This is a genomic window from Thiothrix nivea DSM 5205 (genome assembly GCF_000260135.1).
Classification (GTDB): Bacteria; Pseudomonadota; Gammaproteobacteria; order Thiotrichales; family Thiotrichaceae; genus Thiothrix; species Thiothrix nivea.
This window is the reverse complement of record NZ_JH651384.1, coordinates 1,800,565-1,821,990: the sequence shown is the minus strand read 5'-3', so window position 1 is coordinate 1,821,990 and position 21,426 is coordinate 1,800,565. Positions and strand designations below refer to the sequence as shown.

The 21,426-nt window shown below is 56.6% G+C and carries 15 protein-coding genes; 8 read left to right on the top strand and 7 right to left on the bottom strand.

Annotation, left to right across the window (positions count from 1 at the left end; genetic code table 11):
* The 3 genes from hrpA to THINI_RS23315 all read right to left on the bottom strand — a co-directional run bounded on the left by hrpA (position 1) and on the right by THINI_RS23315 (position 6,836).
* On the bottom strand, positions 1 to 3,729 hold the full coding sequence (gene hrpA, locus THINI_RS09105) for an ATP-dependent RNA helicase HrpA (protein ID WP_081485813.1): 3,729 nt from the start codon (positions 3,727 to 3,729) through the stop codon (positions 1 to 3).
* A gap of 95 nt (positions 3,730 to 3,824) precedes the next feature.
* Positions 3,825 to 5,423, bottom strand: a complete 1,599-nt coding sequence (locus THINI_RS23320) for a tetratricopeptide repeat protein (RefSeq protein WP_154724387.1) — start codon at positions 5,421 to 5,423, stop codon at positions 3,825 to 3,827.
* 144 nt (positions 5,424 to 5,567) lie between these two features.
* Positions 5,568 to 6,836 carry a GGDEF domain-containing protein gene (locus THINI_RS23315; protein ID WP_211206968.1) on the bottom strand — a complete coding sequence of 423 codons (1,269 nt, stop codon included), beginning with the start codon at positions 6,834 to 6,836 and terminating at the stop codon, positions 5,568 to 5,570.
* Between the two features lie 249 nt (positions 6,837 to 7,085).
* Between THINI_RS23315 and asd the strand changes: the two genes are divergently transcribed.
* A complete protein-coding gene (asd, locus tag THINI_RS09090; protein WP_002708305.1) occupies positions 7,086 to 8,207 on the top strand; it encodes an aspartate-semialdehyde dehydrogenase in 1,122 nt (373 codons plus the stop codon).
* A 37-nt stretch (positions 8,208 to 8,244) separates the two neighbouring features.
* Here the strand turns inward: asd and THINI_RS09085 are convergent, their stop codons facing one another.
* The 3 genes from THINI_RS09085 to THINI_RS09075 are packed head-to-tail and all read right to left on the bottom strand — an operon-like array spanning position 8,245 to position 11,155.
* A complete protein-coding gene (locus tag THINI_RS09085; RefSeq protein WP_002708304.1) occupies positions 8,245 to 9,282 on the bottom strand; it encodes an ABC transporter permease in 1,038 nt (345 codons plus the stop codon).
* Positions 9,279 to 10,178 (bottom strand): ABC transporter ATP-binding protein, encoded by a 900-nt coding sequence (locus THINI_RS09080; protein WP_002708303.1) that lies wholly within the window; start codon positions 10,176 to 10,178, stop codon positions 9,279 to 9,281. The genes THINI_RS09085 and THINI_RS09080 overlap by 4 nt, the downstream gene beginning before the upstream one ends.
* Before the next feature lie 38 nt (positions 10,179 to 10,216).
* Positions 10,217 to 11,155, bottom strand: coding sequence for a nucleoside recognition domain-containing protein (locus THINI_RS09075; protein ID WP_002708302.1), 939 nt, complete (start codon positions 11,153 to 11,155; stop codon positions 10,217 to 10,219).
* Between the two features lie 57 nt (positions 11,156 to 11,212).
* Here THINI_RS09075 and THINI_RS09070 point away from each other — a divergent pair, with 57 nt between their 5' ends.
* From THINI_RS09070 to THINI_RS09055, 4 genes are all read left to right on the top strand, one after another.
* Entirely contained in the window at positions 11,213 to 11,806 is a 594-nt protein-coding gene (locus THINI_RS09070) for a DNA-3-methyladenine glycosylase I (RefSeq protein ID WP_002708301.1), read from the top strand.
* An 89-nt stretch (positions 11,807 to 11,895) separates the two neighbouring features.
* Positions 11,896 to 13,098, top strand: coding sequence for a pyridoxal-phosphate-dependent aminotransferase family protein (locus tag THINI_RS09065; protein WP_002708300.1), 1,203 nt, complete (start codon positions 11,896 to 11,898; stop codon positions 13,096 to 13,098).
* A 1-nt stretch (position 13,099) separates the two neighbouring features.
* Complete coding sequence (locus tag THINI_RS09060) at positions 13,100 to 13,912, top strand: transglycosylase SLT domain-containing protein (protein WP_002708299.1); 813 nt, start codon at positions 13,100 to 13,102, stop codon at positions 13,910 to 13,912.
* Between the two features lie 63 nt (positions 13,913 to 13,975).
* Complete coding sequence (locus tag THINI_RS09055; protein ID WP_002708298.1) at positions 13,976 to 15,241, top strand: MgtC/SapB family protein; 1,266 nt, start codon at positions 13,976 to 13,978, stop codon at positions 15,239 to 15,241.
* Here the strand turns inward: THINI_RS09055 and THINI_RS09050 are convergent.
* Positions 15,222 to 16,430: an exo-beta-N-acetylmuramidase NamZ family protein gene (locus tag THINI_RS09050; RefSeq protein ID WP_002708297.1), complete on the bottom strand. Its 1,209-nt coding sequence runs from the start codon at positions 16,428 to 16,430 to the stop codon at positions 15,222 to 15,224. The genes THINI_RS09055 and THINI_RS09050 overlap by 20 nt on opposite strands.
* A gap of 271 nt (positions 16,431 to 16,701) precedes the next feature.
* On the opposite strand from THINI_RS09050, the gene THINI_RS23310 reads away from it, so the two are divergent.
* The 3 genes from THINI_RS23310 (at position 16,702) to THINI_RS23305 (ending at position 21,356) form a co-directional block, all read left to right on the top strand.
* Positions 16,702 to 17,550, top strand: a complete 849-nt coding sequence (locus THINI_RS23310) for a helix-turn-helix domain-containing protein (RefSeq protein ID WP_002708296.1) — start codon at positions 16,702 to 16,704, stop codon at positions 17,548 to 17,550.
* A gap of 158 nt (positions 17,551 to 17,708) precedes the next feature.
* Entirely contained in the window at positions 17,709 to 20,642 is a 2,934-nt protein-coding gene (locus tag THINI_RS09040) for a cellulase family glycosylhydrolase (protein WP_002708295.1), read from the top strand.
* A 108-nt stretch (positions 20,643 to 20,750) separates the two neighbouring features.
* Positions 20,751 to 21,356 (top strand): TetR family transcriptional regulator, encoded by a 606-nt coding sequence (locus THINI_RS23305; protein ID WP_169314604.1) that lies wholly within the window; start codon positions 20,751 to 20,753, stop codon positions 21,354 to 21,356.
* Positions 21,357 to 21,426 lie beyond the last annotated feature (70 nt).

Sequence of the window (21,426 nt, the reverse complement as noted above, 5' to 3'; positions counted from 1 at the left end):
TCAGGCTTTTTTCCACAACTCATCCAGCCGCTTGGCCGATACCGGCCTTGCGGTTCCCAGTTCCTGCGCGAACAGCGAAACCCGAAATTCTTCCAGCAGCCAGCGGTACTCGTACAGTGCCGGGTTGCCCCCGCCTTTTTTCTGCTGTTCCTTCCACTTGTCCCAGTACGGCTGCACTTGCACCCGTAGCCCCCTGTCTTTGGCGGGATTCTCCGCCAGCTTTTGCAAACGTCGTTGAATGCCCTTGAGGTAACGCGGGAAATGCCGTAACTCCTCGGGGGAAATTGCGTCCAGAAACCCTGGGTGCACCAGCTGGCCCAGCTGCTCGCTGATGTCGTTGAGCGCTTCCAGCCAGACAGGTTGTACCTTGCCTTTCAGTTGTTTGCGCAAATCGTGGTACATGGCCAGGGTTGGTGTCAGCAGGCGGGCCGTTTCCTGGGTTTGCGGGAAAATCTGTTTGCGGCATTCCGCCAGCGCGTATGCAAAGCTATCCTGCTTGCGGATGGTGAGATAATCGGCAAAAACTTGGCGGAAGACGTAGCGGGTGATGCTTTCCTTCAGTTCCTCGCATTTGCCGGTAGCGGCGTAATGCAGGCACAGGGTCTGCATCTGGGGCACATGTTTCGGCAGGTCTTTTGCTTCGGTGGGCAAGGCCAATAGGAACAGGCGCAATACGCCTTGCCAGTGCGCTTGGGTGGCTTCGGCTTCATTGTCAAACAGGCGGATGGCAACCTGTTGGTTGGTAGGTGAAGTGCTGGTGTCGACCAGTGCTGGCCAGGTGCGCAATTTGGTTCCGCCTGCTTCCAGCCAGTGGGTTTCCGGCAAGTCCCCGAAATCCCAGGCCGTTATACTGCTGCGCTCGATCGACTGGGTGGGCTGAGCGGCCAATTCTTGGCGGGTTTGCTGGCGTACCTTGCCGCGCAGGGTTTCCAGGTCGCGCCCGCTGCGGATAATGTTGCCGTTTTCGTCCACCACTTCAAACCGCATCAGCAAGTGCGGGTCTAGTATGATGTCTGCCCAGGCTTCAGGGGGAATCTGGCTGCCGGTCATGCGCAAGAGCTGCTTTTCGACAGCAGCTTGCAAAGGGGTGGTGTCGTTGGGCTGGATGGATTCCATGCAGGCACGCGCGTAATCCGGGGCGGGCACGAATTGCTTGCGCACCTGTTTGGGTAGGGCGCGGATCAGTGCGGTGATTTTTTCCTCCAGCATCCCCGGTACCAAATACTCAAAACGGGTGGGGGCAAGCTGGTTCAAACCCAGCAGGGGAACGCGCACGCTGACGCCATCGTCCGCTGCTTTGGGGTCAAAGTGGTAGCGTAATGGCAATTCCAGCCCCTGCACCTGCAAGCTGTCGGGAAACTGGCCGCTAGTTTCGTGCCCGGCTTCGCGCTGCATCAGGTACTCGCGGCTCAGATAAAGCAGGTGTGGGTCTTGTTGCTCGGCTTTCTTGCGCCAGCGCTCGAATGAGTGGCCGTTGACGACATGTGCCGGAATGCGCTGGTCATAGAATTCATACAGGCGTTGCTCGTCGGCGAGGATGTCGCGGCGGCGGCTCTTGGCTTCCAGGGTTTCAATGTCGGCGATCAACTCGGCATTGTGCTGGAAAAAGCGGGCGGAGGTGCGGAATTCGCCGTAGACCAGCGCGTGGCGGATGAACAGTTCGCGGCAAACCGGTGGGTCAATGCGCCCGTAGCTGACCTTGCGGCGCTGGGTGATGGTGATGCCGTACAGGGTGGTGCGTTCAAACGCGGCCACTTGTGCGGGGCGTTGTTCCCAGTGCGGTTCGCTGTAATGGCGGCGCAACAGGTGGTCGGCCAGCTTTTCCACCCATTCCGGCTGGATGCGGGCGATGGTGCGGCCAAACAAGCGTGAAGTTTCCACCAGTTCTGCTGCCATTACCCATGGCGGGGCTTTCTTTTTCAGGCCGGAGGCGGGGAAGATGTGGAACTTGCGTCCGCCCGCGCCCTGGTATTCGCGGTCTTCATCTTTGAGGCCGATATTGCCTAACAGGCCAGTCAGCAAGCTGAGGTGGATAGCGTCGTAGCTGGCTTCCGTCTCATTGAGCTTGCCGCCCATTTCCAGCACCATCTGGTGCAGCTGGGTGTGGATGTCGTGCCATTCGCGCAGGCGGATGAACGACAGGAATTCCTTTTTGCACAGTTCGCGGAACTTGCGCTGCGACAGGTGTTTGCGCTGTTCGTGGAAGTAGTCCCACAGCTTCAGGAAACTGAGGAAATCGGACTGTTCATCCTTGAAGCGGCTGTGTTTTTCATCGGCAGCCTGCTGTTTTTCCAGTGGGCGTTCGCGTGGGTCTTGCAGGGTCAGGGCGCTGACAATGACCAGCACTTCGCGCAACACGCCGTTTTCCTGTGCTGCCAGTAACATGCGCCCGAAACGCGGATCTAGCGGTAGCTTGGCCAACTGGTGGCCACTGCGGGTGACATTGTAGTTCCTGTCCACTGCCCCGAGTTCAAACAGCAGCTTGAAGCCATCACGGATCAGACGGGTGTCGGGTGGTTCGACAAACGGAAACGCTTCGACATCGGCATTCCACAAGGCGGTCAGTTGCAGGATGACGGCGGCCAGGTTAGTGCGCAGGATTTCCGGCTCGGTAAACAGTGGGCGCTTGCTGAAATCGTCTTCGCTGTACAGGCGGATGGCGATGCCGTTGCTGACCCGCCCGCAGCGTCCGGAACGTTGGTTGGCGGATGCTTGCGAGACCTTTTCTATCGGCAGGCGCTGTACCCCGGCACGCCAGGAGTAGCGGGAAATGCGCGCATAGCCACTATCCACCACGTATTTGATACCGGGAACCGTGAGCGAGGTTTCCGCGACGTTGGTTGCCAGCACGATGCGGCGGCGTCCGTGCGGCTCGAAAATGCGGTGTTGTTCTTCACTGGAAAGGCGTGCGTACAGCGGCAGGATTTCGGTGGCAGGTGGATGGTGCTTGCGCAAGGCTTCCGCTGTTTCGCGGATTTCACGTTCGCCTGGCAGGAAGACCAGGATGTCGCCGGGGGCTTCCCGCCCCAATTCATCGACTGCATCGAGAATGGCTTCGGTCTGGTCGCGCTCCAGCTCTTCTTCGCCATCCACATCCACCAGCGGGCGGTAGCGGATTTCCACCGGGTAAGTGCGCCCGGAGACATTGATGATGGGGGCGTTGTTGAAATGGTACGAAAAGCGTTCCGGGTCAATGGTGGCGGAGGTAATGATCACTTTCAGGTCACGCCGTTTCGGCAGCAGCCATTTCAGGTAGCCGAGCAGGAAGTCGATGTTGAGGCTGCGTTCGTGTGCTTCGTCGATGATCAGGGTGTCGTATTGGCGCAGTAAGCGGTCTTGCTGGATTTCGGCCAGCAGGATGCCGTCGGTCATCAGTTTGATGTAACTGTTAGGGGAGCAACGGTCATGGAAGCGCACTTTGTAGCCGACCTGCTGGCCGAGTTGGGTCTTGAGCTCCTCCGCAATCCGTGCCGCGACACTGCGGGCGGCAAGCCTGCGCGGCTGGGTGTGGCCGATGAAGCCGTTGACGCCGCGTTGCAATGCCAAACACATTTTGGGTAACTGGGTGGTTTTGCCGGAGCCGGTTTCGCCGCAGATGATCACCACCTGATGTTTGGCGATGGCCGCCATGATTTCTTCACGGCGGGCCGCTACCGGCAATTCTTCCGGATATTCCGGTTTGGGCAGGTTTTGCAGGCGCAAGGCGCGCCTTTGGTCAGCTTTGCTCACGGTGAAGTCAGGAACATTTCGGCGTTAGGGTACAAGGCGGGCATTGTAACGCGTGGCTTGGCGGGATTCACCTGTCTGGAGGCAGATAGGCTGCCTCAAGCCTCTGGCGTTTTGGCTGGTAAAGGCAGGGCGTGGCGGATTTCCTGTAATACCTCCGCCAGTTTGCGCAATGGGGGGTATGCAAACAGGGCGCTATGTTGATTGCCTTGACCCGGCAACACAATGCCGGGGCGTTGTAACAGTTGCCTGAATTCGGCTAGGCAGCGCTCGTGCTGGCCAAGGCGGAAATAACTCACGCTGCGCGCCATTTCCCCCCAGTAACCAAACTGCTGGATTTGTTCCGCCATGCTCAGGGCTTGTTGGTAATTATCCCGATTGAAAGCGTCGATGAACGGTAGTAAGTGATACCAGTCAGGCTGGGTAAAAGGGATGGCGGTCAGCTCAGTGAACGATTGCATCCCCGCAGCTTCGTCACCCATCAGGTATAGCCCTAGCCCGTACAGGTATTCGATGGATGTGTCAAAAGGGTTGATTTTACGGGCAATCTCGAACTCTGCCCGGCATAGCTCAAAGTCTCCGCGCAGGAAGCTGTTGTGCGCAAACACGGAATGCGATTCCGCCCCGCCCGGATCCAGTTTCATCGCCATGCGGGCTGCATGAGTCCAGAGTGTTTCCATGTCAGGTAGCAGATTGTATTGCAATACATGGTCATAACCACACAAACGCGCCAGGATGACCATTGCGCGGCTATCATCCGGAAAGTGTTCCAGCCTTTGCTGGCAGCTTTCCTGTGCAGTAGTAAAGTTTTCCTGACTGATGTCACGCAGGAATGCCAGGTAATCCACCAGCACTTGCTGATGTGAGGGCAGGGGCAGTTTCAGGCTTTGCTGGTAGGCAGCCCAATGAGACAGTGCCCTACCGGAATGCAGGGTAATGGTATTGGCTGCCACCCGCATACAGAAGGCATCCATATTGGCCTGCGCAGGCTGGGCTGGCAGTGGCAGGATGTCTGTCCAGACCAATTCGTTGCTGGGAATGTGCAAGAGGGTACAAAATACCTCGGTGCTGGCGGCGTGGATCTGGATGTCGCAGTTCAGGAGGTAGTCAACGCGATGCTGCCGCAGATTATCCAGTGAAGGGAGGGCGGCGGCTGAAGGGCAGGTTTCCAGTGATGGCGAAACCAGACGGATATTGCGGAAACGGCTCATCATGAGCAACAAGTCGTTATGGAGCTTGTGGCAAAGGGTCAGCGCCGCGTTGTCGGAGGAGCCTGCGTGCTGGCAGTATGCCGCGATGCGTGGGCCTTCAGTCACGTGGGGCGTCTGGCTGGGCATAGCGGTGTCTGCGCGGGTTGTTGTCCGGTTATTGGCCTTGAAGCTTGCCTGATAGGAGCCTTTGGGGATGCTGATCATGACGGGGCTGTCGTCGCCATTTTCTGTATAGTAATCTTGTAGCAGCTTGCGCAGGCGGCCTGCTTCGATGCGCACGACCGGGTTGTAAACCGGGGAAAAATCCTTCGGTTTGCCCAAGGCATTGACGGCAATGGTGTACTGGTTCAGGTGCTGGCCACGGTCAGCCAGAGTTTCCAGTACGGCGTACTGCAAAAACAGCCTGATCAGTTTTCTGGCCCGGAAGCGTGGGTGATTGAGGATGCGTTCCAGTTCCGCAATGATTTGTTCTTTGTCTGTATTCATGGAAACCAGTGAAATATCCGCGTTCTTGTGTTCTTTTGTAAACATGGTCAGCTATTTTATAGCATGTTTTTTTGTTACGGAAAAACACTATTTTCGGATAATCACTCAGTTTTTGTCAAAAGGTATGATGGGTGTTGCAGCAGCTCAGGCTGCGTGGGTGGTGGCTGCTGAGGGTGGGGCAGACAGCTGGATGATACCATCACCGCAGCTTTCCCGTGCCACCTGGTTGCGCCCGTTGCGTTTGGAACGGTAAAGGGCACGGTCAGCGGCATTCAGCAGCATGGCCGGGTAAACAACGGCTGCCTCTTCTAGTGCGGTGGCGTCGCGGGGCGTATTGGGCGTGCAGCTGGAAACACCGATGCTGACGGTCACAATGCGGGGGATTCCGCCATCAGAATGGGGGATGCGTTGTTCCTCGACATTCTTCCTGACCCGCTCGGCCAGCGTGAAGGCATTTTCCAGGCTAGTGTCGGGCAACAGGATCACGAATTCTTCCCCCCCGTGCCGTGCTACCACGTCGGAAGCCCGCCTGGCTACCGCCTTGATGCATTGGGCAATGATTTGCAGGCACTGGTCGCCCGCATGATGCCCATGACGGTCGTTGTAACGCTTGAAGTGGTCGACATCAATCATCAGCAGGGAAATGGTCTTACCCTCCCGCGCTGCCCGCCGCCATTCCGTCTTGAAAATAGTGTCAAAAAAGCGCCGGTTGGCAATTTGTGTGACCGGGTCGGTATGCGCCTGTTCCTGCATCTGTATCTGCACCGCATGCAGGTCATTCAACAGGCTGGTAATGGCGCGGGATGCCATCGCCAGCAGGATGCCCAACAGGGCGGTCGCCAGTGCCAGTGAATGCTGTGTGCCGTGCCCCAATAAAAACAGATCCAGCGTAATGGGCAGTAAAATGACCCCGATTTGCATGTATAGCGCCAGGGTGGAGAGAGCCAGCACCGGCATGGCGGCGATGACCGCCCCGGCCAGCAGGGTGACGTGCACCGCTTGCACCAGCGGCTCCTGCGAAAACAGGATAAAGCCGGAAACGCCCCACAAGGTGCTGATCAGGGTTGAATAAATCAGGTAACGCTGGCCGAATTCCTGCAATTCTTCTGGTGAATAGTGTTGGGAGGGCAGGAAGCGCTGGCCGAATAGCCATCTGACAATATTGATGCCTACCATGGCACCAAACCAGGCCAGCAACAACGCCATGCTTTCATTACCCTCCACCCAGCGCAGCAAAACAAACAGGCTGGCAGCCAGAATATTGCCCCAAAACCAGATGCTGCCATGGCGGGACAAAAAGGTGATTTGCCCCAACAGGATCAAGGGTGAGGTGTGCAAGGAGGAACTTGCTTTTTTCTTATTCATCGAAATCATTTCGTTGTGTTGCTGCATCGAGTTACCGCGCCTCGGCATGACGACGCCCCTGTCAAAGCCAAGTCTGACTATAGTGCATCCTGCTAGGGATTGCGCTACTTGTTTGAATTTATGCGGACAATAATAGATTTTATTTATAGGTAAGGGCAAGTCTAAAAGCGGGGTATTGATGCGGATTTCCATAAATTGCGGCTATTTTTCTCTACCTTGCAGGGTGTTACAATCGCCCGCTTACCCGCAGGCGTAGCAGTGGGGCGGCCTGTATCCCCTTGATTGACGGAGTTTGTCATGCTCAAAGTAGGTTTTGTCGGTTGGCGTGGAATGGTCGGTTCCGTATTGATGGAACGGATGCGTACCGAGAATGATTTTCAGGGCTTTGAAGCGGTTTTCTTCACCACTTCCCAGTCCGGCCAGGCTGGCCCGGATGTCGGCATGGGTGCGCAACCACTGGAAGACGCCATGAACATCGACAAGCTGGCGGAAATGGACATTATCCTCTCCTGCCAGGGTGGCGATTACACTACCGCAGTCTACGAAAAGCTGCGTGCCAATTGGAATGGCTACTGGATTGATGCCGCTTCCACCCTGCGCATGGCCGATGACGCTATCATCGTGCTCGATCCGGTCAACCGCAACGTGATCGACGCGGGTCTGCAAAGTGGTGTGAAGAACTACATCGGCGGCAACTGTACTGTTTCCCTGATGCTGATGGCGTTGGGTGGCTTGTTTGAAAAAGGGCTGGTCGAGTGGATTTCTTCCATGACTTATCAGGCGGCTTCCGGCGCGGGCGCAAAAAACATGCGCGAACTGCTGACCCAAATGGGTGAGCTGGAAGGTGAAGTCGGCGATTTGCTGGCTAATCCTGCCTCCGCCATTCTCGACATCGACACCAAGGTCACGGCCAAGCTGAATGACGGTACCCTTTCGACCGCCAACTTCGGTGCGCCGCTGGCGGGCAGCCTGATCCCGTGGATTGACAAGGCCATGCCCAACGGCCAGACCAAGGAAGAGTGGAAAGGCGTGGCGGAAACCAACAAGATTCTGGGCAAGACCGAGGCAAGCATCATCCCGGTGGATGGCCAGTGCGTGCGGATCGGCGCAATGCGTTGCCATTCCCAGGGCTTCACCATCAAGCTGAAGCAGGATCTGCCGCTGGAAGAGATCGAGCGCATCATCGCCAGCCACAACGCGTGGGTCACGGTCATCCCGAATGACAAGGAATCCACCCTGCATGGCCTGACGCCGGTGCAGGCTTCCGGTACGCTGAGCATCCCGGTCGGGCGTATCCGCAAGATGAATATCGGGTCGGAATACATCACTGCCTTCACGGTTGGTGACCAGTTGCTGTGGGGTGCTGCCGAGCCGGTGCGGCGTATGCTGAAGATTGCGCTGGAATTTTTGGGCAAGTAATCCACGTACAGGGAGGAGCCGGTTGCGCTTCTCCCTGCTATTCCGCCGTCCACTTGAAGGTGGCTGCGCCTATCAGCAGAAAAATCACCGACATGCCCGCCAGCACCAGCAATTGCGGCGTAATGTCAGCCAACCCCGCCCCATCCAGCATAATGGCACGCGCCGCCGTCAGCATGTGGGTTAGCGGTGAAAGCTGGCTCAGCCATTGCATGATGGGGTTGGTTCCCTCCATCGAAAACCACACGCCCGATAGCACCATCATCGGCCAGGTCAGCAGGTTGAGCAGCCCGCCTGCCAGTTCCTCGCTGCTGACCCTTGCGGCTACCACCAGGCTCAGCGCAATCAGGCAGAAAGCGCCTACCACCAGCACCAGCAGCAAATTCAGATAGCTACCTTCCATGGTGAAATGCATGAACAGGTTGGTGCCGGTAAACACGATGCTGGTGACCACGACCACCAGCAATAAACGGGAAAAAACCTGCGCCAGCAGGAACTCGGTTGCATTCAACGGTGTGGCGTTGAGCCGTTTCAGATAACCGCTCTTGCGGTAACGCACGATCACGAAACCAACCCCGAACAGGCAACTGAACATCAGGTTCATGCCCAGGATGCCGGGAACTACCCAGTCGACGTAGCGGATTTCCTCACCTTGCACGCTCTGTTTCGCCAGCTTCGCGCCACTGTTTTCCGCCAGCAGTTTTTCCAGAAAATAGCCTTTCTGCGAATCACTGTTGACCCAGTAATGCATTTGTCCGGCACGTAAATCCAGCAGCATGTCAGTCTGATGCCGACCCACCTTGCGCACGGCAGTTTCCACCGTATCCGCCGGAACCGTGTAAAAATCCACATGAGCCGTTTGTAGGAAGGGGTGTAGGTTTGCTTCCGGTTTTGCGTCTGCTGTCAGCTTGTCGGCGACTACGCCAACCTTGAACAGGGGTTGCCCATCACCGGAAAACACGAACGCCAGCCCGAACACCAGCGCCACTGGCAGGATGAAATTCCAGCCGAGGGTGGAACGGTCGCGCACAAACTCCAGGGTGCGGGCGTAAAACGTCGCCCAGATGCGTTTGATCATGCCCGCAACTCCTTGCCGGTCAGTTCGAGGAACAGGTCTTCGAGGGTACGTGGGCGTACCTGCAAACCCGCCAGGGATGCGCCATGTTGCATCAGTTGCGCCAGCGTTGCGTTCACATCCTGGGTAATGATTTCCACCGTGCCGGTCACTTTGTCGAGGTGGCGGTGTGGAATGCTGTCTTTGGCGGCTTCCGGGAAATCACGTTGCGGCAGCTCGATGATGACATCCTGGAAATGCGTCGCCAGCAGATCATCCGGCGAGCCGTGCGCAATGATTTTACCGTGATCCATAATGGCGATTTCATCACACAGGTTGTATGCCTCTTCCATATAATGCGTGGTCAGCAGTACGGTCTTGTTGCGTGCCTTGATGCTGTTGACCAGTTCCCAGAAATTCAGCCGCGCTTGCGGGTCAAGGCCGGTGGTGGGTTCGTCGAGGAATACCACATCCGGGTCATTCACCAGCGCCAAGGCCAGCAACATGCGCTGGCGTTGCCCGCCGGACAGCTTGCTGGCGTCGCGGTCGAGGTATTCGCGCAGGCGGCAAATGTCGATCAGCTCTTCCAGTGGCAAGCCAGCGGGATACAGGCTGCTGAAGAACTGGAGGTTTTCCCGCACGGTGAGAAAATCTTGCAGCGAGGTTGACTGGAACTGGATACCGGCTTCGTTGCGGAAGCGCGCGCCCTGTGGTTCACCCTTGTAGAGGATGTCGCCGGAGGTGGGCTTGATGATGCCTTCCATCATTTCGATGGTGGTGGTCTTGCCCGCGCCATTGGGGCCAAGCAGGCCGAAACAGATGCCTTGGCGCACGGCAAAATCGACGCCATCGACGGCTTTTACTCTGGGGTAATGCTTGCGCAGGTTGCGGACTTCGAGGATGGGGGTGGTCATGGTCATGTGTGGATGATGGATAACAGGTAAATGATGGCACAAATTCAGTACATCAGCAGATGAATTGTGCCCCGCACCAACAAGCCGCAGCACGCTCCCAGCAGGGCAGGACGCATGACTTCACCGATGCGCGGGCCAGCGCTGGCGAAAATCGCTACCCCTACAATGTCCAGCGGATTGGTGGCGAAACCCACCATGCGGTTGAGTTCTGTTGCTGTCAGGCTGCCTTGTTGCAGCAAATCCATGCTGACGCCCATGAAGGCAGTGCCGCCAGCAATGAATTTGGTGACTAGTGGCAGTACGGCGGTTTCCGGCAGGTTCAGCCACGCCATCACTGGGGCTAGCAGGCCGCTGAGCAAGGTCATGGCTCCGCTGGCTTTGAGCACATTGACGAAACACAATGCCAGCACCAGCATGGGAATGGAGTTGACGACGATTTTCAACCCTTCCAGGCCACCATCGGAGAGGATGCGGATAGCGTTTTTGTGTGGGTGACTGGTGGAGAGTACTGAGTCAGCGGAGGGCGTTTCTGCATCCCAACCGGGTTTGCGGGCAAACAGGTGGTAGGTGACAGCCGCCGCGATCAGGCCACCAACCATCGATGTGGCTAATGCAGTGGCGACATCCAGACCGAAGACCGCTAGCGGGAACAGGACGTTGGCCTGCGTCATGACCAGAATCATGGCCAGTGAAGCGGCAATGTGGCGGCGGGATGTACCGTTTTGCGCCATCAGGGCGAAGCTGGCTACCGGGGCAGCAAAACTGACCAGCAGGAGTTTGACGGCGGCGAAAATGCCCAGGCCGGGGATGCCGAATGGCTTCAGGATCGGGCTAAGCAGGCGGGTGATGAACATGAGTACGCCCCAGGCGTCCAGTAGTTTCATCAATGCCAGCATCACCACCATGATCGGCATGAGCGTGTAAAGGGCGAGGTCGATGCCGGTGCGGCCTGCTTCGAGAATCACTTGGATAATGGATTCCATGCGGGGTTCCGTGTGGTATTTTGTGCATTGCGTGAATAATGGCATAAAGGAGCCGCCATGTCAGATGATCACAATGTGTGCCGCTGCCCTTGGGTAAACCTCGGCAAGCCCGATTACGTCGCCTATCACGATGAGGAATGGGGCGTGCCGGTACACGATGACCGCAAACTGTTCGAGTTCTTGGTGCTGGAATCGGCGCAGGCGGGGTTAAGCTGGTACACCATCCTGCGCAAGCGTGAAGGCTACCGGCAGGCATTCGCTGGTTTCGACCCGGAACAGGTGGCGCGTTTCGACAGTGCCAAGGTGCAGGAATTGCTGGCCAACCCCGGTATTGTCCGCAACCGCTTGAAAATCCTCGCTACCATCAACAATGCGCAACGCTTCCTCGCCATCCAGCAGGAATTTGGCAGTTTCGACGCCTATGTCTGGCGCTTTGTTGGTGGGCAACCGATCGTCAATGAATTCCGTACCCTGGCCGAGTGTCCCGCCATCACAAAAGAATCGGATGCGCTCAGCAAGGATCTGAAAAAACGCGGCTTCAAGTTCATGGGTTCCACCGTGTGTTACGCGCACATGCAGGCGACCGGGATGGTGAACGACCACCTGCTGGATTGCTTCCGGCGCGCGGAAATACTCGACGGCCAGTCGTAGGCAAGATGCCGCCTCTCCCAATCTGCGTTGAGCTGCCGTACACTGGCATCCTTTACAAAACGGTTAAACACCTGAAGGACACGATTTCCATGATCGACGCATTTCCCGCCCCCAGCATTGTTCCGCTTGAACACATCCTGCCGGATGAGCCGCTGCTGATGATGGGTGCCGGGCCAGTCCCCATCCCGCAAAAAGTCGCCGCCGCCAATTCCATCGTCATCAACCACCTGGGGGAAACCATGAGCCGGGTGATTGAGCAGGTCAAGGATATGGGGCGTTATGTGTTTCAGACCTCCAGCAGCCATGTGCTGGGCGTGAGCGGGCCGGGGTCGGCAGCGATGGAAATGGCGGTTGCCAATCTGGTGACGCCGGGTGCGCGGGTGTTGTGCATTACCAATGGCTATTTCAGCCAGCGGCTGGCGGAGATGGTGCGGCGGGTGCGCGGCGAGCCGACCATCCTGGAATCGTCGCACAATCAGGGCGCGGATGTGGCGACGGTGGAACGCGCCTTGCAACAAGGCAAATACGATGTGGTCACGATGGTGCAGGGGGAAACGTCCAACACCGTCTGCAACACCAACCTTGCGCAAATTTCCCGTCTGGCACGCCGTTATGGCTGCCTGACCATTGTGGATGCGGTGTGCACCCTCAGCACCATGCCGCTGGAAATGGATAACTGGCAGGTCGATGCCATCATCACCGGCGGGCAAAAGGGTCTGTCGTCGATTCCGGGCGTCTCGCTGCTGGCGTTTTCGGAAGAAGCCTGGGCGCGGAAAATCGCCCGCCGCGAGGAACTGCCTTACCATTGGTGTCTGGATGCGCAACTGGCCGACAAGTTCTGGAACCAGAAATCCTACCACTACACCGCGCCGGTTTCCGGCATCCTCGCCCTGCACGAAGCCCTGCGGTTGGTGTGCGAGGAAACCCTGCCGCAGCGTTTCGCCCGCCACCAACGCTGTTCCGAAGCCCTGCAAGCCGGGATCGAGGCGATGGGGCTGGGGCTGCTGGTGGAAAAACAGCACCGGCTGAATTCGGTGGTCGGCATTGTCGTGCCGGATCACGTTTCCGCCGAAGCTGTGCGTACCCATATGTCGAAGGTACACAAGGTGGAAATTTCCGGGGCATTTGGCCTCAACATCCTGCGCATCGGCCAAATGGGGGAACAAAGCCGCGCCCACAACCTGTTCCGCACCCTGCACGCGCTCGGTTCCAGTATGCGCGCGGCGGGCGCAACACTCGACCTGCCAGCGGGCATGGCGGAACTGGAACGCAAACTGTCGGCGCAAAGCTGATATGTGGCACAAAAAACGGTTTCTGGCTGCCCTGTTCGCAGCCATGCTGTTGGCCGGGGTGGTGCACGCTACTGAACCCGCCTGGGTAAAGGTTGCCTATAAAACCACAGCCAAACCATCACTCAACAGTCTGGCGCACAAGCAGCACGCGCTGTTTGAATTCTTCCTCGACAATGCACTGCACGGTAAAGGTGAACAGGATTTCCAGCAGGTTGCCGAACAGGTAAAGAACAACATCGTTTGGCGCACTGATGATGGCAAGAATGCCTATGATGCGGCCTTTGTGCGCTCGTGGCCGTTTGTGCGCAACGTCGACCTGAAGGGGATGCCCGACACCATCCTGCTGATCCCCTACATGGAGTCGCAATGGCACGGCAAAAAGGGGCGCAAATCCGCTGACTACGGCTACTGGCAACTGACGCCGGAGGTGCTGAAGGAAATCCAGTCGCTGGATTACGTCGATGCCGACATCAAGAGCGCCGACATCAACAAGCTACGCGCGGATGCCGATTTGAGCACGCGGGCGGCACAGGCGCATTTGCACCGTTACCATTTCTATTTCGCCAACGTGGCGGGGTTTGCGGAAAGCGACGCCTGGTTGCTGACCTTTACCGCCTTCAACTGGGGGGCGGGCAACGTCAAGCGGATGCTGGCTGACATGGAAGCCGACGGCATCCAGCCGGATTTCGCCAGTTTTTACCATCACCTGTACAGCACCCACCGCAAGCATCCCGGCGACAAGTCGCTCAAGGCGGCGGTGGAGTATGTGCCCAGCCTTTGGAATATTGCGCAACTGATCCGGGATTCCCACTAAATCAAGCTATTGCCGCGCCCACAGCCTTATACTGACAAGAGTGGTTGGAGTGAGGAAACCGGCATGAATACGGAACAAACCATTTTCTTCCAGTTGGGCGTGGCGCTGGTCATTGGCTTGCTGATTGGTGTTGAGCGCGGCTGGCAACGGCGTGAAGCGCGTGAAGGCCAGCGTATTGCCGGGGTGCGCACCTATGGGCTGACGGGTTTGCTGGGTGGCTGTTCGGCCTTGCTGGCGGGGCTGGTCGGCCCGTATGTGATCGGGCTGGTGTTCATCGGCATGGTGGGCGTTTTTACTGCGGTCTACATTGCCAACCTGCGTCAGGGCGAAGGCTTGGATGTGAGCATCACCGGTGTGGTGGCTGCTTTACTGGTGTTCATCCTGGGCGCACTGGCCGTCAGCGGCATGGAGGAAATCGCGGTTGCCGTCGGCGTGGTGGCGCTGTTGCTGCTGGAATACAAGCCCTTGCTGCACCGTTGGGTCAATGCGCTGGAGGAAAGCGAACTGCGGGCGGCCAGTAAGCTGTTGCTGATTTCGGCGGTGGTGTTGCCGCTGTTGCCCGACCGGGGGTTCGGGCCGTGGCAGGCGCTCAACCCTTACGCCATGTGGTGGATGGTAGTGCTGGTCGCGGCGATTTCCTTTATCGGCTATTTCGCCCTCAAACTGGGCGGTGCGCGCAAGGGGGCGGTGCTGACCGGGCTGGCCAGCGGGCTAGTGTCGTCGACGGCGCTGACGCTGAGTTTTTCCCGGTTGGCACGGCATGAAGCGGCGCTGACGCCTGCACTGGCGACCGGCATCCTGCTGGCGTGCGGAACCATGTTGCCGCGCATGTTGCTGGTGGCCAGCCTGATCAACCGTGATATTTTCAATGCCTTGTGGCCAGCGGCGACGGTCATGGCCGTGCTGGTGTATTTGCCCGCGCTGTATTACTGGTTTACCGCAAACTTCAATCAGCCGGAACCACGCACGCAATTGCGTAACCCGCTGGAGCTGAAAACGGCGCTTGGTTTCGGCTTGCTGCTGGCCCTGATCCTGCTGCTGGGGCGGGCGTTGCAGGAATGGCTGGGGGAAACCGGTGTGCTGTTGCTGGCGGCGGCCTCCGGGGTGGCGGATGTGGATGCCATCACCCTGTCGCTGGCGCGTTTGAGCCAGAATGGTCTGGCCTTGCAGGTGGCGGCATACGGCATCGTGATTGCCGCCGCTGTCAACTCGCTGGTGAAAGCGGGTATAGCCACCGCGATTGGTGGCTGGGGAATTGGTTTGCGGGTGGGGGTTCCGTTGCTGCTGTCGGCAGCTGCGGGGATTGGCGTCAGCTTGGGTATAGCATGAAAGGGCGGCGGGCTTCTTCCCACGACTGTTCGTCCGGAATGGTGAGTGCATCCAGATCGGCAGGCGTGGCTTGCGCATCATCCACCCATTCGCGTAGTAGTGGCGAACCGTTGATCACGTCGATCGGCAATTTTCCGAAAGCGTATTCGTAGGGGAAATCACGCCACAATTCGTAGTCGGAATAAAGCTGGCGGATAGCCTTGAACGCCAGTGCCTGTACCCGCCACGGGCGGAATGCGGCATGGTTGTAATGCGGCGCTTCTACATGGATTTGCACGCCGGAACACAGCTTGCCGACATGCTTGTGGAAGGTTGGTTCGAACCAGCATTCGCGCAGGACGCAGCCTTGCAGCCAGTGGGGGTCGAGTGCCTGCATGGTGGCGATGACCTTGCGGGCGTCAATGTCGGGCGCACCGAACAGCTCCAGCGGGCGGGTAGTTCCCCGGCCTTCCGACAGGGTTGCGCCTTCCAGCATCACGGTTCCGGCGTAACAACGCGCCATGGAAAGGTTGGGGGCGTTGGGGCTGGGGTTGATCCATTCCCGCATCCCCAGCGGCCAGCCGTAGCCGGGGGCTGTGTCCGGTTGCCAACCTTCCATTTCGACCACCCGGTAATCAACATCCAATTTGAGCTGGTCGATGAACCACAGGCCGAGTTCGCCCATAGACAGACCATGGCGCATTGGCATCGGGCCTGCGCCGACAAAACTTTCCCAGCCTGCACGCAGGGTCAGCCCTTCGACCGGGCGGCCTGCCGGGTTGGGGCGGTCGAGTACCCATACGGATTTGCCATGTTGCGCGGCTGCTTCCAACACGTAGCGCAAGGTGGTGATGAAGGTATAGATACGGCAGCCCAAATCCTGCAAATCCACCAGCAGCACATCAAAGGTATCCAGCATCGTATCGGTGGGGCGGCGCACTTCCCCGTACAGGCTGAACACCGGAATACCATGCTGCGGATCGGTGAAATCAGGCGATTCCATCATATTATCCTGCTTGTCGCCCTTGATGCCGTGCTGCGGGCCGAAGGCGGCAGAAAGCGTGATGTCGGGTAAGGCGGCAAGTGCATCCAGCGCATGGGTCAGGTCAGGCGTAACGGATGCCGGGTGCGCCAGCAGGGCTACGCGCTTGCCAGCCAGTGGCGCGCGAATGGAGGAATCTTCGAGGAAGCGGTCAAGGCCAAATTTCATGTACAAATCCGTTGAAAGGCTAAACAGGAACGCAAAGTATTGCGTAAGTTTGTGTAAAGGCAATAGCGCCTGAAAAAACGGCATCAACTGTTTTCAGTGCACGCAGTGCTGCTGGCCGTCTGGCAAGACAATCATTGTAATGCGGGTTGTCATAAACATTGACAATCAACATGGCCATTGTTTAGCCTGAATGCCGCCGTTGATTACACCAAAACCCGCTACGGTGCTGAGTTTGTCTATCACCACATAAAACTGATACAAAACGCAAACCATGCAAGAAATACCGAATTATGAGATCGCTCCAACATGGATTGTGGCCGTAAGGATGGAGGAGCGCTGTAACGATTCCTTTGTCAACAATCCCCATCGCCACCAGTTCTATGAGGTACTGTGCTTTGAGAATGCCGGTGACGACCACCACGTCGATTTTGTCACCTACGCGATACCCGGTAACAGCCTTTTCTTTATCTCACCAGGAATGGTGCACAGCTTTAATCCGATGGGCAAACAAGGCTATCTGCTCGCCTTTTCCCCTGAGTTTCTCGCGCAAAGCAGGCTGCCCGGTGACAGCTTTGAATTTGATCTTTTCTGCGACTACCACAACGAACCCTTTATCGTTCCCGCTGAACATGAACGCTTTGCCTTGTGGCGTCTGCTTAGTCTGATGGCGTTTGAGTGCAAAAGTGACAACCCGAACCCACACATACTGCAATCGTATCTGCGTGCCTTCCTGCTTTCTGCCCAGCGTGTCAGGAATGGTTGTACAACACACCCGCAACCGGTCAATGGCGGCTTCAGTCTGACAAAGCTGTTTCAGATGATTGAATCCCATTACCGCTCAAATGAGACCACGGAATTTTATGCCAGCCAACTCTCGTTGAGCGCCAAGCGAATCAATGAAATCCTGCGCCAGCGGATCGGCAAAACACTCACTCAGCTTCAACAGGAACGCTTGCTGCTGGAAGCCCGGCGGGAGTTACGTCTGGGAAATGCCGCCATCACGGAAATTGCCTATCAACTGGGTTTTGAAGACCCGGCCTACTTCAGCCGTTTTTTCAAGCAGCAGACCGGTTTCTCGCCCAGTCAATACCGTAAACACCACGGTCAGCCTTCCGGGTAGCAAACCCTCTGTCATCTATTTAAGACAATAGCGAAAGTCCTCCAGATAGTCCAAATGGATGGGCAATAAATCCATTAACTGCATCCGGCAAATAAACGATCATGGTAATGCAGCATAAGATTGTGCTTATACATAAAGATAGAAGCGAGGGAATATCCATGAAACTGAATACACGGGGATTCATTGCAATCCCGTTGGTGTTAGCTGTGCAAAGCGCACTGGCTGGCAACCTGATCAATGATGGCGGTTTTGAAGGCGGCGTACTGCCGTGGACAAGCACCAAATCCATCCTGACCCTTGACCCGACTGCCGCCTACGCCGGACAGGCGGGTATGAAGGTGGATTCCGCCTATGCGTGGTGCCCCTATGGCGCGCTGTACACGCTGGACACCAGCCAACTCCAGAATGGCACAATGTATGAATTCGGCGCGCGCATCCGTCTGGCCAACAATGCGGATACTTCCGCCAATCATTGGCTGGGGCTGATCAAGAACGGGGCTGACCCCGTTTGGCTGGATGGCGAACAGTCTGCCTACGACGGCGCTGCCTACCCCGATGAATGGACACACTTGTATGGTGTCTACAAGGCCAATTTTGCCCCTACCGATAGCCTTAAAGTCTGCATCAGCGGCGGAGCCAACAAACCTTTCCATGTGGATGACACCTTCGTCAAGCCGCTGACCAGTGCGCAAGTCGGCTACCAGCCGCCTGCCACTCTTGATTCCGCCAATCTGGTGCATGCGGATGGCAACCGTCTGGTCGTCGGTTCCGGCAATACGCCTTTTGTCATGAAGGGTATTAACGTTTACCAGTATGACCCTGGTTATGGCAACCAACATGCTTTGGATAATTTCAAATACAAAAACGCCGATGCGGAGTCCTATCAGGAAATCCGCAGCCTTGGGTTCAATACCGTGCGCCTGAATTTGTCTTACAGCCTGTTTGAAGACGATGCGGCTCCTGGCGTCTATAAGGAAGAAGGCTGGGCAGTAGTTGACAGGAACATCCAATGGGCGCAGCAGAACGGCATACGTCTGATCCTGGACATGCATGTGCCGCCGGGCGGCTACCAGAGCAACGATTATGCTGGGTTCGGCAACCGCCCAGACCTGCAAAAACGGTTGGAAGATCTATGGGTTGCCATTGCCCAGCGCTACCGCAATGAAACCACCATCGTGGCCTATGACCTGATTAACGAACCCAACATCAACAACTGGTTTGCCTACGCCCAGACCGTCATCGACAAAATCCGTGCGGTGGATGCCAACCACCTGATTGACGTGGAAGTATCATTCCATAGCAAAGACATCGGCATGTACAAGCTGGCGGATGACAACATCCTGTACGATGTCCACTGGTATGAGCCTTGGAGTTGGGCAGGTTCCCACACTAACAACACGCCTTACACCGGCACACTGGAAGAATTCAAGCAGCAACTGCGCGAGGGTGAAGGCTTGAGCAACTTCTACGATGAGGCTACTGACAGTTTCACCGTGCCATTCAATATTGGCGAGTACGGGATTACGTTTGAGAAATACGAACTGGCGGGCGTCAACGGCGTGACGTGGCTGCAACATGCCAATGCAGCCTTCGATTATTTCGGTATCAGCCGTGACCTGTTCCACTATAACGAAAGCAATTTCGGCGTTTACCGGAGCTGGAACAGCTATCCGAACGGGCACCTCACAACGACTACTGCCCTCAAGGCTGCTTTACCGGAAGTCAATGGCGCCGATAGCGGCGGCAATGGCGGCGATACCCCTGACACCACACCAGATGCGTTCAGCTTTACTGACCAGAGCGGGGTAGGTTTGTCTGCCACGATCACCTCCAGCCCGATCACGATCAACGACATCGATGCCGCTACGGCTATCAGCGTCAGCGGTGGGGAATATGCTGTCAATGGAGGGGTGTATACCTCCACAGCCGGAACCGTCAGCAACGGCGATACCGTGCAGGTACGGCACACTTCATCTGCTGCTTACGCTACTGCCACGAATACTGTCCTGACCGTTGGCGGCGTCTCCGACACGTTCACTAGTACCACGGCAGCTGAACCGAATGACGCCACGCCTGACCCGTTCAGCTTCACAGACCAAACCAATGTAGGCATCTCTACGTTGGTGGAATCCGGATCGGTCACTGTCAGCGGCATCAATAGCGCGACTTCAGTTTCGGTAACAAGCGGGGAATACCGTATCAATGGAGGGGCATATACCTCAGCCGCCGGAACTGTCAGCAACGGCGATACCGTGCAGGTACGGCACACCTCATCCGCCCTACCTGAAACTACGGTTAGCACTACCTTGACGATCGGGGGGGTATCTGACACATTCAGCAGCACCACAGCCCAGGTCGCCACTGGTGCAAATGCTGATGTGAGTATGCGGACTTTCACGGTAGGGAATACTGCTCCAACTATTGGCGGTAATGCAGTCGAATTCCACTTTGTGCTTGAAAACAAGGGAGCGGATACTGCCACCAATACCCGTTTTGTCATGCCGTTACCAGCAGCCATGACCTGGGCATCCGGTGCATCCGAATGTACACCTTCCGCAACGGAGATCACCTGCAACTTTGGCGATCTGGTGAATGGAGCATCCCGCAACCGCTATTTCTACCTGCATCCCACAGAAGCAGGCCAGTTTACCCTAACGGGTTCCGTTGTATCCGATACTGCGGACAACAACATGGCGAATAACGGTGTCTCCGTGGATATGGCGGTTACTTCCCAGGCCGATATGGCGCTTACCACTTTCCGCACAACCACCAGCACCCCCAAGGTGGGGAAGTCTGTCAGTTTCAACTTCGTGATCAAAAACAAGGGTGACGACGTTGCAACCAATGCGCGTTTCGTGTTGCCAATGCCCGCCAATATGAGCTGGATATCCGGTGCCTCCGAATGCACGCCTTCCGCTACGGAAATCACGTGCAGCTTTGGTGATCTGGCGAATGGCGCATCCCGTAACCGCTATATCTATCTGCGTCCATCCGTGGCAGGCCCTTATACCCTAACGGGTTCAGCCCTGTCAGATACGGATGACGGCCTGATGAGTAATAACAGTAAGGCCATTGACCTGACGGTAAATTAAACTAATTAGCTATCTATAAGCATTGGGGAAACCTGCGGGTTTCCCCTGTTTTCTGTTTATCTTTGGCCAAGTATGTACACGCCCCAACAGATGCAATATGTTGGCGGCATGAGACGCACAAATGAAGACGCTATCCTGACTCGTCAGAAACTTTTAGAAACCGCACTTGAGGAGTTTGTCCGGGTCGGCTATGAGAGGGCAACCCTACAGCAAATTGCACAAAATGCAGGGATGACCCGTGGAGCCGTATACCACCATTTCGCCAGCAAAGCCCAGATATTCAGCGAACTGGTGCATGACACCTCGCAGGAACTGGATGCATTGATCGCCCAACTGCGTGTACAGGGTGTCTCCGCACAGGAGCAGTTGCGGTATGTATTGGTCGGAATCATTCGCCACCTTGCCAAGGATTCCCGTTATGAAGCCATTGCCCGGCTTATCCTGCTGGAAACGGATGGACATTCTGACCTTGAAAATGTCCGGAAAACCCTCGCAGCCAGACGCCAACGACAAAAACAGCAACTGATTCAATTATTCACAAGCAGTCAACAGCGGGGGGAACTTTACCCCGGACTTGAAGCCGCCACAGCCGCTGAAGCCGTGCTGATTTACCAGCAAAACCTACACCGGCACTGGATAAGCTTCCGTTCCTTTTCCACAGGACAACAATTGGAAGATTTGGTAGACATCCTGCTGCGCGGCATCTTTATCTGATAGTTTGATATTTATCATTAGTTTTATAAATAATTCACTTACATACATTTGCGTATGTATATAACATGTT

Bases quoted from the DNA above. Each gene is read 5' to 3' on its own strand.
- THINI_RS23310 (WP_002708296.1), top strand. From the start codon at position 16,702: ATGCAAGAAATACCGAATTATGAGATCGCTCCAACATGGATTGTGGCC.
- THINI_RS09040 (WP_002708295.1), top strand. From the start codon at position 17,709: ATGAAACTGAATACACGGGGATTCATTGCAATCCCGTTGGTGTTAGCT.
- THINI_RS09065 (WP_002708300.1), top strand. From the start codon at position 11,896: ATGATCGACGCATTTCCCGCCCCCAGCATTGTTCCGCTTGAACACATC.
- THINI_RS09050 (WP_002708297.1), bottom strand. From the start codon at position 16,430: ATGAAATTTGGCCTTGACCGCTTCCTCGAAGATTCCTCCATTCGCGCG.
- THINI_RS09060 (WP_002708299.1), top strand. From the start codon at position 13,100: ATGTGGCACAAAAAACGGTTTCTGGCTGCCCTGTTCGCAGCCATGCTG.
- THINI_RS09085 (WP_002708304.1), bottom strand. From the start codon at position 9,282: ATGATCAAACGCATCTGGGCGACGTTTTACGCCCGCACCCTGGAGTTT.
- THINI_RS23305 (WP_169314604.1), top strand. From the start codon at position 20,751: ATGAGACGCACAAATGAAGACGCTATCCTGACTCGTCAGAAACTTTTA.
- asd (WP_002708305.1), top strand. From the start codon at position 7,086: ATGCTCAAAGTAGGTTTTGTCGGTTGGCGTGGAATGGTCGGTTCCGTA.
- THINI_RS23320 (WP_154724387.1), bottom strand. From the start codon at position 5,423: ATGAATACAGACAAAGAACAAATCATTGCGGAACTGGAACGCATCCTC.
- THINI_RS09075 (WP_002708302.1), bottom strand. From the start codon at position 11,155: ATGGAATCCATTATCCAAGTGATTCTCGAAGCAGGCCGCACCGGCATC.
- THINI_RS09080 (WP_002708303.1), bottom strand. From the start codon at position 10,178: ATGACCATGACCACCCCCATCCTCGAAGTCCGCAACCTGCGCAAGCAT.
- THINI_RS23315 (WP_211206968.1), bottom strand. From the start codon at position 6,836: ATGCCGAGGCGCGGTAACTCGATGCAGCAACACAACGAAATGATTTCG.
- THINI_RS09055 (WP_002708298.1), top strand. From the start codon at position 13,976: ATGAATACGGAACAAACCATTTTCTTCCAGTTGGGCGTGGCGCTGGTC.
- THINI_RS09070 (WP_002708301.1), top strand. From the start codon at position 11,213: ATGTCAGATGATCACAATGTGTGCCGCTGCCCTTGGGTAAACCTCGGC.